General features: G+C 69.5%; 14 protein-coding genes. 9 read left to right on the forward strand and 5 right to left on the reverse strand.

The window, feature by feature from the left end; translation table 11 throughout:
* The first annotated feature begins 311 nt into the window (after nucleotides 1–311).
* The 4 genes from P3102_RS12210 to P3102_RS12225 all read left to right on the forward strand — a co-directional run bounded on the left by P3102_RS12210 (nucleotide 312) and on the right by P3102_RS12225 (nucleotide 4917).
* Nucleotides 312–1190 (forward strand): helix-turn-helix transcriptional regulator, encoded by an 879-nt coding sequence (locus tag P3102_RS12210; RefSeq protein WP_276369057.1) that lies wholly within the window; start codon nucleotides 312–314, stop codon nucleotides 1188–1190.
* A 50-nt stretch (nucleotides 1191–1240) separates the two neighbouring features.
* The gene (locus P3102_RS12215) at nucleotides 1241–1450 is read left to right on the forward strand and encodes a DUF397 domain-containing protein (protein ID WP_276369058.1); all 210 of its coding nucleotides are present in this window, start codon (nucleotides 1241–1243) and stop codon (nucleotides 1448–1450) included.
* 170 nt (nucleotides 1451–1620) lie between these two features.
* Nucleotides 1621–1827 carry a hypothetical protein gene (locus tag P3102_RS12220; RefSeq protein WP_276369060.1) on the forward strand — a complete coding sequence of 69 codons (207 nt, stop codon included), beginning with the start codon at nucleotides 1621–1623 and terminating at the stop codon, nucleotides 1825–1827.
* 63 nt (nucleotides 1828–1890) lie between these two features.
* Entirely contained in the window at nucleotides 1891–4917 is a 3027-nt protein-coding gene (locus P3102_RS12225; protein ID WP_276369061.1) for an AAA family ATPase, read from the forward strand.
* 73 nt (nucleotides 4918–4990) lie between these two features.
* On the opposite strand, the gene P3102_RS12230 is transcribed toward P3102_RS12225, so the two are convergent.
* From P3102_RS12230 to P3102_RS12240, 3 genes are all read right to left on the reverse strand, one after another.
* Entirely contained in the window at nucleotides 4991–6613 is a 1623-nt protein-coding gene (locus tag P3102_RS12230; protein WP_276369063.1) for a succinic semialdehyde dehydrogenase, read from the reverse strand.
* Between the two features lie 116 nt (nucleotides 6614–6729).
* On the reverse strand, nucleotides 6730–7518 hold the full coding sequence (locus tag P3102_RS12235) for a hypothetical protein (protein ID WP_276369064.1): 789 nt from the start codon (nucleotides 7516–7518) through the stop codon (nucleotides 6730–6732).
* A gap of 103 nt (nucleotides 7519–7621) precedes the next feature.
* Nucleotides 7622–8236 (reverse strand): TetR/AcrR family transcriptional regulator, encoded by a 615-nt coding sequence (locus tag P3102_RS12240; protein WP_276369066.1) that lies wholly within the window; start codon nucleotides 8234–8236, stop codon nucleotides 7622–7624.
* A gap of 105 nt (nucleotides 8237–8341) precedes the next feature.
* Here P3102_RS12240 and P3102_RS12245 point away from each other — a divergent pair, with 105 nt between their 5' ends.
* Both P3102_RS12245 and P3102_RS12250 read left to right on the forward strand, forming a co-directional pair.
* Nucleotides 8342–9493 (forward strand): acyl-CoA dehydrogenase family protein, encoded by a 1152-nt coding sequence (locus tag P3102_RS12245; RefSeq protein WP_276371118.1) that lies wholly within the window; start codon nucleotides 8342–8344, stop codon nucleotides 9491–9493.
* A 32-nt stretch (nucleotides 9494–9525) separates the two neighbouring features.
* Entirely contained in the window at nucleotides 9526–10668 is a 1143-nt protein-coding gene (locus tag P3102_RS12250) for a CaiB/BaiF CoA-transferase family protein (protein WP_276369068.1), read from the forward strand.
* Between the two features lie 73 nt (nucleotides 10669–10741).
* Here P3102_RS12250 and P3102_RS12255 read toward each other — a convergent pair whose 3' ends face one another.
* Both P3102_RS12255 and P3102_RS12260 read right to left on the reverse strand, forming a co-directional pair.
* Complete coding sequence (locus tag P3102_RS12255; protein WP_276369070.1) at nucleotides 10742–11266, reverse strand: GNAT family protein; 525 nt, start codon at nucleotides 11264–11266, stop codon at nucleotides 10742–10744.
* Nucleotides 11267–11276: 10 nt separating this feature from the next.
* Nucleotides 11277–12062 carry a crotonase/enoyl-CoA hydratase family protein gene (locus tag P3102_RS12260; RefSeq protein WP_276369072.1) on the reverse strand — a complete coding sequence of 262 codons (786 nt, stop codon included), beginning with the start codon at nucleotides 12060–12062 and terminating at the stop codon, nucleotides 11277–11279.
* Nucleotides 12063–12195: 133 nt separating this feature from the next.
* Between P3102_RS12260 and P3102_RS12265 the strand changes: the two genes are divergently transcribed.
* From P3102_RS12265 to P3102_RS12275, 3 genes are all read left to right on the forward strand, one after another.
* Nucleotides 12196–12351: a hypothetical protein gene (locus tag P3102_RS12265; protein WP_162182762.1), complete on the forward strand. Its 156-nt coding sequence runs from the start codon at nucleotides 12196–12198 to the stop codon at nucleotides 12349–12351.
* Between the two features lie 349 nt (nucleotides 12352–12700).
* Nucleotides 12701–13183 (forward strand): hypothetical protein, encoded by a 483-nt coding sequence (locus P3102_RS12270; protein ID WP_007033703.1) that lies wholly within the window; start codon nucleotides 12701–12703, stop codon nucleotides 13181–13183.
* A 130-nt stretch (nucleotides 13184–13313) separates the two neighbouring features.
* Complete coding sequence (locus P3102_RS12275; protein ID WP_276369074.1) at nucleotides 13314–14198, forward strand: lytic murein transglycosylase; 885 nt, start codon at nucleotides 13314–13316, stop codon at nucleotides 14196–14198.
* Nucleotides 14199–14288: the final 90 nt, after the last annotated feature.

Consider the following 14288-nt stretch of genomic DNA (forward strand, 5'->3'; position numbering starts at 1 on the left):
GGGAGTGAATCCGGCCTCGATGGGTATCCTTGACGGAAAACCATCGGTGCAGCTCGCGGCCCCGCGCCAGTGCCGCGAACCAGTCCGCTGCCGCCGAGGAAGGCGGGCGTACCGCGTCGCACAATGCTCAACGTACGACGGCAATCTGCAAATTGCAGGATGAAAACCCGGCCGGGTCGGAAAAGGGTGGTGTGACCATCTCACCGAATACGTCTTCGGCTGGTTAGATGTGCTTCGTGCGGGGTTGCTGAACGCTGTTCTCCTCGCCGTGTCGCGATCGATGTCGCTCGTACAGCTGTGGAGGTGCCGTGATGACGAGGGGTCAGGGACCCACCGTGCGCCGCCGAAGGCTGGCGAGTGAGCTGAGGCGGTTGCGCGAGGCGGCGGACCTCACCATCGACGAGGTGAGCGAAAAGCTCGAATGCTCGGCGTCGAAGGTCAGCCGGATCGAGACCGGGCACGTCGGCGTCACCCCGCGCGACGCGCGCGACATGCTCGAGCTGTACGGCATCGCCGGTGACGAGCAGGAAGCGCTCGTCCAGCTGGCCAGGGAAGCGCGCAAACGCGGCTGGTGGCACGCGTACAACGAGGTGTTCACCGGCACCTTCGTCGGCTTGGAGGCGGACGCGAGTTCGCTGCGGGCGTTCCAGGCACTGCTGGTGCCGGGACTGTTGCAGACCGAGCGCTACGCCAAGGCCGTGATCAGGGCGATGCGGCCCGACGCCGAGGACGCCGAGATCAGGCGCCGGGTGGCGGCGAGGATGGCGCGGCAGGAGCTGCTGACCGATCCTTCGCCGCCGGAGTACTGGGCCGTCATGGACGAAGCGGTGCTGCATCGCACGGTCGACGGCCCCGAGGTGATGGCGGAGCAGCTGTACCGGATGGTCACGATGGCGGCGCAGCCGAACGTGACCGTCCAGATCGTGCCGTTCGGCGCGGGTGCCCATCCCGGGATGGAGGGTCCGTTCCTCATCATGGGCTTCCCCGAACTGGCCGACACCGACGTGGTCTACGTCGACAGCACCTCCAGCGGGCTCTATCTGGAGGAACCCCCGGACGTCCGGCGATACGCGTTGATGTTCGACCATCTGCGTGCCGCCGCGTTGAAGCCGGACGACTCGGTCGAGGTGATCGCCGAGGCCGCCGGAAGGTTCGCCGAACGGGCGGCCCTTCCGGAGAAACCGCAGTGACGGGACTCGGAGTGCTCGACGTCCCCGGAAACGAGTAAGGAGTGGGGAGTATGACGCCCAACGATGATCTTTCCCAGGTCAAGTGGTTCAAAAGCAGCCACAGTGGCGGCGGCAACGACTGCGTCGAGGTCGCCTTCACCGGTTCCGGTGCCGCCCTGAGGGACTCCAAGGACCCCGAGGGAGGTGCCTTCCGCCTCTCGCCGCAGGCTTGGCGGGGGCTGCTCGGTGCCGTGCGCCCGAGTGGCCCTGAGCACGGCTAGCGCCACTGGAACTCGACCCCTTACGCCACCCGAGCAGGGGAGGGCTTGGCGTAAGGGGTCGAATCACGGCCGGGTGTAGGTGATCACCCGATGCCGCAAGGCCCCCCTCAGGACGAATCTCATCACTACCGACAAGGCAGTGAGATTCCTAAGGGGAAACAAGGATGAACATGAACGACGCTCTGCTCACCGGAATACTGGCCGAGGTCGAGTACCGGCGCGCAGAACTCCAGCGAGCGGGCCGCAGCACGTGGGTCGAGCGGGCTCGCCGGGCGGGCAAGCGGATCCGGGCGCACCGCGCCGAAGTACACGTGCCCGCCCAGCAGCGGCGCGAGGCGCGGCAGGCGCCCGCTCGCAGCGGCGAGATCACCCGGTAGAGGCCGAGTGCGATGAAGCTCTCGGCGAAAACACAGGCGAAGTTGTCGGTCCGGTAGGCAAGAATGCACCTCGTGCCCCGTCTTGGCTCCGGAATCCCGATCGTCGCCCGCACTCAGGAGATGCGGCAGCTCCGCGCCGCCTTCGCCCGTGCAGAACGGGCCGAGGCCGGCGCGGTGCTGCTCTCCGGTGACGCGGGTGTCGGCAAGACCCGGCTGCTGACCGCGCTCGGCGAGTTCGCCGCGGGCGCCGGTGCCCTGGTGCTCACCGGGCGCTGTATCGACGTCCATGAGGGCGGTCTTCCTTATCTTCCGTTCGCCGAGGCGCTGGCGCCGCTGGCGACGACTTCCGATCCCGCGGTCACCGCGGCGCTGCGGGCCCGGCCGGCGCTGGGCAGGCTGCTCCCGCAGATGCAGCAGGCGGAGGACTACCCCGCCATCGAAGACGGTCAGCTCACCGCGAGCGAGCGGGTGTCGACGCAACGGCTCCGGCCCGAACAGGACCTCGGCCAGCTCCAGCTGTTCGACGCGGTACTGGGGGTGCTGACCGTCATCGCGCAGCGCCGGCCCGTGGTGATCCTCCTGGAAGACCTGCATTGGGCCGACGGTTCCACCCGGAACCTGCTGTCCTTCCTGCTGACGAGGCTGCGCACCCAGCGACTACTGGTGGTGGCCAGTTACCGCGAGGAGGACGTCCACCGGCGGCATCCGCTCCGGGCGCTGCTGTCCGAGGTGGTGCGCCTGGGCGCGGTGGAACGCGTCGAGGTCAAGCCGTTCGGCGCCGAGGACGCGCGCGCCTTCGTCGAGGCACTGGCCGACGAGCCGATCGCCCAGGACATGATCGCCGACATCGTCGCCCGGTCCGAGGGCAATCCGTTCTTCGTCGAGGAGTTGCTCGCGTCGGCGAAGGAATGCCGCGAACTGCCCGCCGGGCTCGCCGAAGTGCTTCTCGCCCGGGTGGAACAGCTTTCCCAGATCACGCGCCGGGTACTGCGCGTGGTCTCGGTCGCCAAGGACGCGGTGGCGCACGCCGCGCTCGCCGAAATCTCCGGGCTGGACGAGCTCGAACTCGACGAGGCACTGCGCGAAGCGGTGCAGCATCACGTGTTGGTGATCGAAAACGGTTTCTACACCTTCCGGCACGCGTTGTTGCAGGAAGCGGTCTACGGCGACTTGTTACCGGGGGAGCGGGTGCGCATGCACGCGGCGTACGCGTCCCGCATCCGCAGCCGGACGCAGGGTCGCGGCCAGGACGCGCGGCTCGCGCACCACAGCTTGGAGAGCAAGGACTTCGTCACCGCGCTGGCCGCCTTGCTCCGCGCGATGGACGAGGCGGAGAAGCTGGGCGCGCCCGGTTCCGCGCTGCGGCACGTCGAACAGGCACTGTCCATTTGGGACGCGGTACCCGCGGCGGACCGGCCGTCGGACGTCGACGAGCTCCGGTTGCTGCACGAGGCGTCGTACTTCGCGAGCACGTCGGGCGAGCCGGAGCGGGCGGTCGCCTATTCCCGGTCCGCCACCGAAGTCCTCGGCCCGGACACCGGCAACGAGCGCGCCGCCAAGGTCTGGCGACGGCACGCGGAGGCGCTGCTTTCGGTCGACGGCACGCTCGACGAGGTCGTCGAGGCGATCGACGAGGCTTGGAAGCTGGTCGAGCACACCGAGGCGAGTTCCGCGCGGGCGTGGGTGCTCGCCACCAGGGCGGGGATCCTGCGGTTGATCGACAGGCACGACGAGGCACTGCACTGCGCACTGGCCGCGGTCGCGGACGCCAAGGCCGTCGGCGCGGGAGGGGCGGAAGCGGCGGCGCTGGTCTCGCTCGGGACGCTGGCCGATTCGGAGGGTGATGTCGAAGAGGCTCGGGAGCGGTTGCGCCAGGCCGAGCGGAAGGCGAGGGATTCCGGCGCGCTCAACGGCGAACTGCGGGCACTGCACTTCCTCGGGCTCAGCTACGACGACCGGGCCGAGATCCACTCCGCGCTGAAGTACTACGCCAAGGGCATCAAACGGGCCAAGGAGACCGGGCTGACCTGGAGCTCCTTCGGGATCGAGTTGCGGACCAAGCACCTCACGCTGCGGTACGTCAGCGGGGACTGGCCGGAAGACGACGACGCCGGCCGCGCGGGCCGCGGTGTTTCGAGTGTCGTCGCCGGGCGGTTCCTGAGCATCTGGGCGCAGTTCGTCGTCGGCAGGGGCCGGTTCGCGGACGCGGACAAGATCCTCCCCAGCCTTCGCCAGCACTGGAGCACGGACATCTCCATCGCGCTCGCGGCGGGTGACGCCGCCATCCAGCTCGCGACCTGGCGCGGGGACCACGCGGGCGCGGTGCGGCAGGCACACGAACTGATCGACTGGCTCGAAGAGGTCGAGCCCGCGATCCTCGGCGGGATCCGGATCAGCGTGCACGGCGTCGCGGCGGCCGTCGCGCAGGCCGCCGAAGCCCGGGTGCGCGGCGATCACGCGACGGTCGAGGCGGCGGTGAAATCGGGTGAGGCGATACTCGCGCACGGCCGCCACTGCGCCGAACACGGCATCCCGCGTTCGGTGTCGCTGGGCCCGGAGGCGCTGGCGTGGCTCGCCCGGCTGGAGGCGCTCGGCAGTTGCCTGCATGGCACGGGAGATCCGGCCCGGTGGGCGAAGGCGGTCGAGGCGTTCGGATACGGCGCGGTCTACGAGCAGGCGATGTGCCGCCTGCAGCACGCGAAGTCCCTGCTGGCTTCCGACGGTGACACCGCGCTCGCGGCGTCGGAACTGCTGGCCGCGCACGCGGTGGCCGATCGGCTGGGGGCCTGCCCGCTGCGCGAGGCCGTCCGGGAGCTCGGACACCGGGCGCGTGTCGAGCTTCCCGGGGAGGCCGTGGCCCCGCGCCGCGACGTCGTCGACCCGCTCACCGACCGCGAACGCGACGTACTGGAACGCGTCGCGCTCGGCCGGACCAACCGGCAGGTCGGCGAAGAGCTGTACATCAGCGGGAAGACGGTGAGCGTCCACCTTTCGCGGGTGATGGCGAAACTCGGCGCGAGCCGCCGGGCCGAGGCGGTCGCGATCGCCTACGACCGGGGTCTGCTGGCCGCGCCCATTTCCCCTTCCTGACCCGCGATTCGGCACCTGGTTGCGATCCTTGCCCCCGCAACGATCGCAACCAGGTGCCGAATCGCGGAGGGGCTCAGCGGCGGGGGAGGCGGCGGAGGGCTTTGAGGCCGGCGCTCAGCCCTCGCGCCCACAGCTTCGGCGGGATTCCGCGGCCGGGGCGTAGCGGAATCCCGCGCTGCACCGCGATCGCCTGGGCTTCGGTGTACTTGAGCAGCCCTTCGGCGCCGTTGCGCCGCCCGACACCGGACTCCTTCATCCCGCCCATCGGCAGCCCCACGGTCCCGAACGTCGCCGCGAAGCCTTCGTTGACGTTGACGGTCCCGGCCTTCAGCCGCGCCGCGACCTCCCAGCCCGCGCGGCCGTTACGTGACCACACACTCGCGTTCAGCCCGAACTTCGTGTCGTTGGCACGCTCGATCGCGTTGGTGACGTCGGTGTAGCCGTAGATCGAGACGACCGGTCCGAACGTCTCTTCGGCGAACAGCTTGACGTCCTCGGTGACGTCGGTGAGCACGGTCGGTTCGTAGAACAACGGGCCGAGATCAGGCCGGGCCTTGCCGCCGGTGAGCACCTTCGCGCCCTTGGCCCGGGCGTCCTCGACGTGCGCCGACACCGTCTCCAGCTGGGCTTCGGAGGTCAAGGAGCCCATTTGTGCCTGATAATTCAATGCGCCTCCGAGCCGCAGCGCGGCGGTCTTGGCGACGAAGGCCCGCGTGAACTCCTCGCGGATCGACTCGTGGACGTAGATCCGCTCGACCGAGACACACAGCTGCCCGGCGGAGGAGAAGCACGCCGTCACCGCGCCGGTCGCGGTCTTGGCGACGTCCGCGTCGGGCAGCACGATCATCGGGTTCTTGCCGCCGAGCTCCAGTGAGTAGCTCGTCAGCCGCTCCGCCACCTTCGCGGCGAGGCTCTTACCCGTGGGCGTGGACCCGGTGAAGCACAGATAGTCCGACTCTTCGACCAGCGCGTCGCCGATCCGCGAGCCGCGGCCGAGCACGATCTGCCAGATCCCGGCGGGCAGCCCGGCCTCCTCGGCGATCTCCTGCAGCCACAGCGCCGAGAGCGCGGTCTGGTTGTCCGGCTTCTGCACCACGGCGTTGCCCGCCGCGAGGGCGGGCAGGACGTCCATCGCGGTCAGCGCGAGGGGGTAGTTCCACGGGGAGATGATCCCGACGACCCCCTTGGGGTGCCGGATCTCGCCGACCTTCGTCAGCACCGGGATCAGCCCGGCGGCGCGACTCGGCGAAAGGAACTTCGCGCTGTGCTTGCCGTAGTAGGCGGCCACGAGCGCGGTGGCACTGACCTCGTCGAAGGCGTCCATCCGGGCTTTGCCCGCCTCGATCTGTACGAGGTCGAGGGCTTCTTCCTGCCGCTTCAAGACCAGGTCGTGCAGGCGGATCAGAACGCGCTGGCGGTCTTCGACCGGCCGTTCGGCCCACGCGCGCTGCGCTTCCCGCGCCTGGTCGAACACGCCGCGGACGTCGGCGTCGGTCGCCTGGGGGAGGGTCACGATCGCTTGCCCGGTGAACGGCGCGCGCATCTGGACCGGGGCGGAGACAGTGGTGTTCTTACCGCCCGCGACCCGCCGCACGAGCCGTTCCGCCCTGGCCATGACGGGAGCGCCGGGAACGCCGCCGATGGTGGACGGTCCTTCGATGTGCCGGCCCGCACTCGCCGGTGTCGTGCTCGTCATACCGTCTCCGTTCCATGCGGCGTGGAGCCGGACGGCGCCACGCAGAGCCCAGATGTTACCGACGAGTACAGCATACTGCCGGTATGGAGACTGTCCATCGCTGATGTGAATAATTTTCACGTATTGCCGGGGCGTGGCGGATTGTCCGGGGACGGGCGCAGGATGTCCTGCTGCTGCAACGCGGATCCCGCGGGTGGTGTCGGCGGCGACGGCGGCTCGTAGGCCTGCGGATACTGCGGCTGAGGGAGAGCGGGAGGGTAAGGCGCGTAGGTGGCTGGGTAAAAGTGCTGCGGGGACGCCGCCGGTTCACGCCGGTTGGCCACGACCGCCAGTCCGATCGTGAGCAACGCCACGAGCCCGCCCGCGAGCAGGATCCAGAACCCGCTCCCGGTGCCGTAGCGCGAGACGAAGCGGCCGGTGTCCTGACCGAAGCTCAGGCTCGCCGAGATGTCCATGCCGAGCATCCACACGCCGATCGCGGTCCCCGCCCCGCCGGCGACCAGCAGCGTTCTCGAAGTGGTCGCGGCGGGTGAGCCCGAACTCCGCCGATACGACGCGAAGCCGACCGCGGCCCCGGCGAACAACGTCAGCGCGGCGGCCGACAGCGGGATGCCATAGCGGGCGACGTGCGTCTTGTCGTAGAACTCCTTCTCCTCCGCCGACGGTGCGATGTCGAAACTCCGCGTCCAGCCGGTCTCGGCGAATTTCGACACCGTCTTGCCTTCGGAGACCTGTTCGTACGTCGACTGCGGGAGGAAGGTCGCGAGAAGTACCAGCAGGCCGGCGAAAACTCCCATCATCGAGGCGAAAAGCCGGGGGAGCCGCACGTCGGACGGCGGCCGCGCCGGCTGCCCTGCACCGAACGGGCCAGTCGGTTGGTACGGCTGCCGCTGCGGCGCGCTCATGGTCGGCTCCTCCGCCGGTTTTGGTGTCCGGCAAGGAATTCCACCATGAATCGGCCGACGAGATAAGGGTCACCTGCACTCTGGTCGGCGGCTCCCGCGCGTGCTACGCGGAGGTGTCCTCCGACAACATCACCGCGACTCGCTTCCATTCGTCGAGCAACTGCCGCCGCCGCTTCGGATCGCCGCCGAGTTCGGCGTCCAGCGCCAGCCCGCGGGTGAGGTTCACGGTCAGCCAGAACAGGATCTCCGCGCGTTCCTTCGGCAGGTTCCCGGTGACCGCGGTGATGTGCTCCAGCGTCGAGCGGCCGAGTGCCCTGTCGACCGGGCGGATCGCCGCACGGAGTTCGGGGTCGGTGCGGGCCGCGACCCACAGTTCCGTGGCGGCCGTGGACAGCGTGCCCGAGTAGCCCTCCCACAGCAGGTCGATCGCCGCCGCGACACCCGAGGCGCCACCGGGAAGCGCCGAGATCGACGTCGCGAGCCGTCCGCGCAATTTCTCCGTCAGATGTTCGACGGCGGCCGCCATGAGTTCGGCCTTCGCGGAGAAGTGATGCTGTACGGCGCCCTTCGAGACGCCCGCGCGGGCACAGATCTCCTGGACCGAGGTACGCGCGTAGCCGAGGTCGACCAGGCAGTCGATGGTGGCGTCGAGCAGGGCGGTGCGCGTCCGCGCACGCCGCTCGGCCTGGGTGCGGTGGGTCCTGCCGAGCACGCTCACCGGATCCGGCCCCCCTTTACGTGCAGCTCGGTACGGATGTACATTCCGCTTGGAACTTACATCCTAAACGTCATGTTTTCCAGGTCCGATCAGGAGGCGTTGGCCGTGCCCTTGCAGATCCAGAAGAGTTCGTGGAGCACGACGGAGCTCGAAGACCTCCGGGACCTCGCCCGGACCTTCTGTCAGAAGGAACTCGTGCCGAACCAGGAGCGCTGGGCGGCCGAGAAGAAGGTCGACCGCGCGTTGTGGACGAAGGCGGGCGAGGTCGGCCTGCTGGCCTTGTCCATCCCGGAGGAGTACGGCGGTGGCGGCGGCACGTTCGCCCACGAGGCCGTGCTCTACGAAGAGCAGGCCCGATCCGGTGACAGCGCATGGGGCGTCACTGTCCACAATGGAATCGTCGCGCACTACATCCTCGAGTACGCGGGCGAAGAGCAGAAGAAGGCGTGGCTGCCGAAGTTCGCTTCCGGCGAGATGGTCGGCGCGGTCGCGATGACCGAACCCGGCACGGGTTCGGACCTGCAGAACATCAAGACCCGAGCGGTCCGCGACGGCGACCACTACGTGATCAACGGCGCGAAGACGTTCATCACCAACGGTTTCCACGCCGATCTCGTCGTCGTCGCGGTGAAGACCGACCCGGACGCGGGCGCGCAGGGCGTCTCGCTGATCGCCGTCGAGACCGACACGCCGGGCTTCGGCCGTGGCCGCGTCCTCGACAAGATCGGCCTCAAGGGCCAGGACACCGCGGAGCTGAACTTCGACGACGTCCGAGTGCCCGTCGCCAACCTTCTCGGTGGACAGGAAGGCCTCGGCTTCATCCAGCTGATGCAGCAGCTGCCGCAGGAACGGCTGATCATCGCCGTCACCGCGGTGGCCGGGATGGAGGCCGCGATCGACCAGACCATCGCCTACACCAAGGACCGCCAGGCCTTCGGCCGCCCGGTCTACCACTTCCAGAACACCAAGTTCAAGCTCGCCGAGGCCGCGACCGAGGCCGCCGTGTCCCGCGCGTTCCTCGACCAGTGCATCGAACGGCATCTGCGCAAGGAACTCGACGTGCAGGGCGCGGCGATGGCGAAGCTGTGGACCACCGAACGGGTCAACAAGGTCGTCGACGACTGCCTGCAACTGTTCGGCGGCTACGGCTACATGAGCGAGTACCCGATCGCGCGCGCGTGGGCCGACATCCGGATCTCCCGTATCTTCGGCGGCACCAGCGAGATCATGAAGGAAATCATCTCCCGCACGCTGTGAAATTCGTTGCCGTATCAGGAAAGGACGTGGCGATGAAGGCTGGGCCACTGAGCGGGCTCAAGGTCGTCGAACTGGCCGGGCTCGCCCCGGCGCCGTTCGCCTGCACGATCCTCGCCGATCTCGGCGCGGAGGTCGTCCGGGTCGACCGGGCGACCCCGGGCAACGACGTCATCGGGTTCCCGAACGATCCGCTCGCGCGGGGCAGGCGCTCGATCGGCATCAACACCAAGACCCCAGAGGGGGTCGAACTGGTGCTGAAACTCGCCGACGACGCCGACGTGCTCGTCGAGGGTTTCCGTCCCGGCGTCGCCGAGCGGATGGGCATCGGACCGGAACAGGTCCACGCCCGCAACCCGCGGCTGGTCTACGGCCGGATGACCGGCTACGGCCAGGACGGCCCGCTGGCGACCGTCGCCGGGCACGACATCAACTACATCGGCATCTCCGGCGCGCTCGAACCCATCGGGCACGCCGGGCAGCGGCCGGTGGTACCGCTCAACCTCGTCGGTGACTTCGGCGGCGGTGGTCTCCTGCTCGCCATGGGCGTGCTGGCGGCGCTGTTCGAACGGCAGACCTCCGGCAAGGGACAGGTCGTGGACGCGTCCATGGTGGACGGTGCGGCACTGCTGACCACCAGCCTGCACGGGCTGCTGGACTCCGGGTTGTGGCCGGGCGGGCGCGGCGAGAACATGCTCGACGGTGGCGCGCCGTTCTACGACACCTACGAGACCGCCGACGGCAAGTACGTCGCCATCGGCGCGATCGAGATGCGCTTCTGGGGCGACCTGGTGAAGGTGCTGGGCCTCGATCCCGACGAGATCCCGGTCCACGTCGACAAGAACGAGTGGCCGAAGCTGCGCGAGATCGTCGCCGAGGCCGTCGCGAAGCACACTCGCGACGAGCTCGTCGCGAAGGCCGAGGGCACCGATGCGTGCCTGACAGCGGTGCTGTCCCCGAAGGAGGCGCCGTCGCATCCGCACAACGTCGCGCGCAAGACGTTCGTCGACGTCGGCGGCATGATGCAGCCCGCGCCCGCACCGAGGTTCGACCGCACGCCGGCCGGAACGCCGGAACCGCCGCGGCCCAAGGGCGGCGACACCACCGGCGTCCTCGCCGAACTCGGCGTGGACGCCGACGGGATCCAACGGCTCCGGGCCGCCGGGACCATCGCGTGAGCTGAAGGGGACTTCCCCGCATGAGACGCGGCGAAAGCGTCCTTCACCGCGTCGCATGCGGTGAAGGACGCTTTCAGCCCTCGTCCGGATCGGACCGCAGCATCGAATAGAGGATGTGGTCGCGCCAGGCCCCGTCCCGGAACGCGTAACCGCGGAGCACGCCTTCGCGGGTGAAGCCCGCCTTCGTCAGCGAGCGCTGCTCGGCGACGTTGCCCGCTTCCGTCGACGCCTCGACGCGGTTCATCTGCGTGTGCGCGAAGAGATAGCGGACCAGCAATCGCTGGGCCTCGGTGCCGTAGCCGTGTCCGCGAGCCTCGGCGATGAGCACGAGCCCGGCGTTCCAGCAGTACGACGTCGCCCCGGACCTGGTCTTGTGCCAGGAGACGAAGCCGAGCCGCTGCCCGTCCAGGTCGATCATCAGCATCCCGTTGTCCGCGGCGAGCATGCCGGTCTCCGCCCAGCGGCGGCGCAGGAACCGCGGGTCGTGCCAGCCGTGCCACTCGAAAGCACCCGCGGCCAGCGGGTCGTTCGTCAGCGCTTCGAGCATCGGCAGGTCGTCTTCGTACACCGGTCTGAGCGCGACTCCGGTTTCTGTCATCCGACAGACATTAGGGCCGCGGGCCGTCGAAGCTGCCGTGACGCCCCGCGCCGTCACTGAACCGGCTCGCGCCTTCGACGGCTTCTTCGGCGAGCCCGCCACCGATCAGCGCGTTCGAGAACTCGGCCCGCATCCCCTCGTCTTCGGTGAGCCCGTACTGGCCGTACGCGGAGGTGCGGTCCGCGCGGAGGCACGCCTGGGGGAACGCGGCCAGCTCGCGTGCCAGGGCTTGCGCGGCCGCCAGCGCCTCGCCGTCGGGGACGACCCGGTTCGCGAGCCCGATCGCGAGCGCCTCGTCGGCGTCGACCGGCCTGCCGGTGAGGATCAGGTCCATCGCCCGCGAATGCCCGATCAACCGGGGGAGGCGCACGGTGCCGCCGTCGATCAGCGGAACCCCCCAGCGGCGGCAGAACACGCCGAACACGGCCGTGCGGTCGGCGACCCGCAGATCGCACCACAGCGCCAGTTCGAGGCCGCCCGCGACGGCGTGCCCGCGGACCGCGGCGATCACCGGCTTCGACAGCGTCATCCGCGACGGACCCATCGGCCCGTCACCCACCGGGCCGAGCGAGTTGGCGTGGCCGGTGCCGACGGCCTTCAGATCGGCTCCGGCGCAGAAGGCGTCACCCGAACCGGTGAGGACAGCGACCGCGGCGTTCTCGTCGGCGTCGAAGGCGCGGAACGCGTCCGCCAGCGCGGCCGCGGTCGGTCCGTCCACCGCGTTGCGAGCCTCGGGCCGGTTCAGCGTGATCGTCGTCACGGGCCCGTCCCGGTGGACGAGAACGTTTTCGCTCATCGATCGCTCCCTCAGGCGAATCCGGGTGGGCAACCGGGCCCCGCTCTCCTTAAAGTGGTGACGAAGTCCGCAGTGCGCGCGGAGTCATCGTCTGGACACTACGGTGTGATGGGATGGAGCCATGTCGCCCGGCTTGAAGAAATTCGTTGTGATCGCCGTCGTCGCGCTCGTGCTCTTCTTTCTGATCAGCAGGCCGACCCAATCCGCCGATGCCGTCCACACCGCGCTCGGCTGGCTGCGGTCCGGTGCCGAAGCCATCGTCACGTTCGTCCGGAGTCTCTTTTCCTGACCCGCGCGATGATCACCGGTGTCCTGGGTGACGCCGGTGCTCACGGTGCGCAGCCACCAGGGGGTATCACGCAGAGTCACCCGCCCTCGGCTTCGGTCGGGCGACTCGACCATCCGGGTGGATTGCCCCCGAAAACCCGCTGGTCGACGAATTTGTGCCCTGGAAGCTCTGGCGGAAAAGACCTCCGCGCCCCTACGGTGCTCACATTGCGTGATCGGTTGGTCCTCCAGGCGCCGGAGCCGGCCTCCTGAGTGAGGAGTTTCCGCAGGTGCAAGCCCCAGGGCAGCGGAACTTTCAGCCGGGCAAGTAAGTCAGGACTTGTCAGTCGGGGAATCATGAGGAGGCAGGGATGACCGGAGATCCCGGAGTCGATGCGTTGATCCGGCAGTGGGCCGCGGAACGCGAGCAGACCCCCGAGGAGCAGGAGGCCGACCGCATCGCGTCGGCGTGGCTGGCCGACGTGCCGCGGCAGGCTCCCGGAATCCCCGGCCAGCGTCAGCAGTCCGGGCAGGCGCGCTGGGCGCCGGTCGAAGCCGCCGACCCCGGCTACCTCGACGCCATGCGCCGTCGACTCCCGGAGGTCCCGCAGGACCTGCTCGTCGCGGCCGCCGGCTGGTGGCAGATGGTCGGCGGCGTCGCCGAGGCCGAAGCCTGGTGGGACGCCGGTATCAGCCCGCTCGACCAGCGCGCCCTCGACTACCGCGCGGCCGGGCTCGCCCCGTCCGACCTGAGCCGCCGTCTCGGCCCGATGACCGTCTTGCAGCACCTTCGCCGCGGCAGCGCTCCGGCCTGGTGTGTGGCGCGGCTGGCGAGGCAGCAGAAGTCCGCCTGAGGGAACTTCTCGCACGCGCGGGTGAACCGGCGTGGCAAGGGCGATCTCGACCAGTGCGTAACGCTAACCTGCGCGGGCTCGTTGTTCGAGCATCGGTCGTGATCGCCGCCCATGCTGGAGGACCCGCTTCGTGCGCACAACCCCGGAAAACGACGAGCTCGTCGCGGACTCGGCCACGCCCGCTCCGCCACGCCGCGGGGTGGGCGCCGCCGTACTCGGCAGACTGGTGATCGTGCTGGTCGTGCTCGGCCTCGCCGGGGGCGGGATCTGGCTGGTGACCAAGGCTTCCGCCCCGGTCGCGAGCCCGACGACGATGGAGATCCCCGCGCTGCAGGTGAAGGCGGCCGACGTCGAACCCGGCTCGGTCGCCCCGGTGAACGCCACCGTCGCGGGCGGCGCCACCCCGCAGACCGCGCCGCAGCAGGCGCAGCCGAAGCCGGGCAAGGACCCGCTGACCGCCTGGACGGAGCGGGCGGCACAGACCACCGGCATCCCGGCCAGGGCACTGCTCGCCTACGGCAACGCCGAACTGGCGATGCGTCAGATGCAGCCCCGCTGCAAGATCTCGTGGGCGACCCTGGCGGGCATCGGCCGCATCGAGTCGAATCACGGCCAGTACGGCGGCGCCGTCCTCGGCCAGGACGGACGGCCCTCGAAGCCGATCATCGGCGTCCCGCTCGACGGATCACCCGGGGTGAAAGCGATCGGGGACACCGACCGCGGCCAGTTCGACGGCGACGCGGCCGTCGACCGCGCGGTCGGGCCGATGCAGTTCATCCCCGGCACCTGGCGCCGCTACGCCGCTGACGGCAACCGCGACGGCGTCGGCGACCCGCAGCAGATCGACGACGCGACCCTGGCGGCGGCACGCTACCTGTGCGTGAACAACCGCGACATGTCGGCGGCCTCGGGGTGGTGGCAGGGGATCCTGTCGTACAACAACTCGACCGAGTACGCGCAGAAGGTCTTCGGGCTGGCGGACGACTACGCGAAAGCCGTCGCCGCCCGTTCATGAGTGCTCGGCTCGGTCCGCGTGAAGTACGTGAAGGCCCCCCTTACCTAGGCGCAAGGAAGGGGCCTTCATGTACTGGGGAGGTGCCTTCAC

It is taken from the genome of Amycolatopsis sp. QT-25 (assembly GCF_029369745.1).
Taxonomy (GTDB): Bacteria; Actinomycetota; Actinomycetes; order Mycobacteriales; family Pseudonocardiaceae; genus Amycolatopsis.

Coding starts and splice junctions, on each gene's coding strand:
- P3102_RS12255 (WP_276369070.1), bottom strand. CDS start 11,266: ATGACAGAAACCGGAGTCGCGCTCAGACCGGTGTACGAAGACGACCTG.
- P3102_RS12230 (WP_276369063.1), bottom strand. CDS start 6,613: ATGACGAGCACGACACCGGCGAGTGCGGGCCGGCACATCGAAGGACCG.
- P3102_RS12270 (WP_007033703.1), top strand. CDS start 12,701: ATGACCGGAGATCCCGGAGTCGATGCGTTGATCCGGCAGTGGGCCGCG.
- P3102_RS12225 (WP_276369061.1), top strand. CDS start 1,891: ATGCACCTCGTGCCCCGTCTTGGCTCCGGAATCCCGATCGTCGCCCGC.
- P3102_RS12215 (WP_276369058.1), top strand. CDS start 1,241: ATGACGCCCAACGATGATCTTTCCCAGGTCAAGTGGTTCAAAAGCAGC.
- P3102_RS12260 (WP_276369072.1), bottom strand. CDS start 12,062: ATGAGCGAAAACGTTCTCGTCCACCGGGACGGGCCCGTGACGACGATC.
- P3102_RS12210 (WP_276369057.1), top strand. CDS start 312: ATGACGAGGGGTCAGGGACCCACCGTGCGCCGCCGAAGGCTGGCGAGT.
- P3102_RS12235 (WP_276369064.1), bottom strand. CDS start 7,518: ATGAGCGCGCCGCAGCGGCAGCCGTACCAACCGACTGGCCCGTTCGGT.
- P3102_RS12250 (WP_276369068.1), top strand. CDS start 9,526: ATGAAGGCTGGGCCACTGAGCGGGCTCAAGGTCGTCGAACTGGCCGGG.
- P3102_RS12220 (WP_276369060.1), top strand. CDS start 1,621: ATGAACGACGCTCTGCTCACCGGAATACTGGCCGAGGTCGAGTACCGG.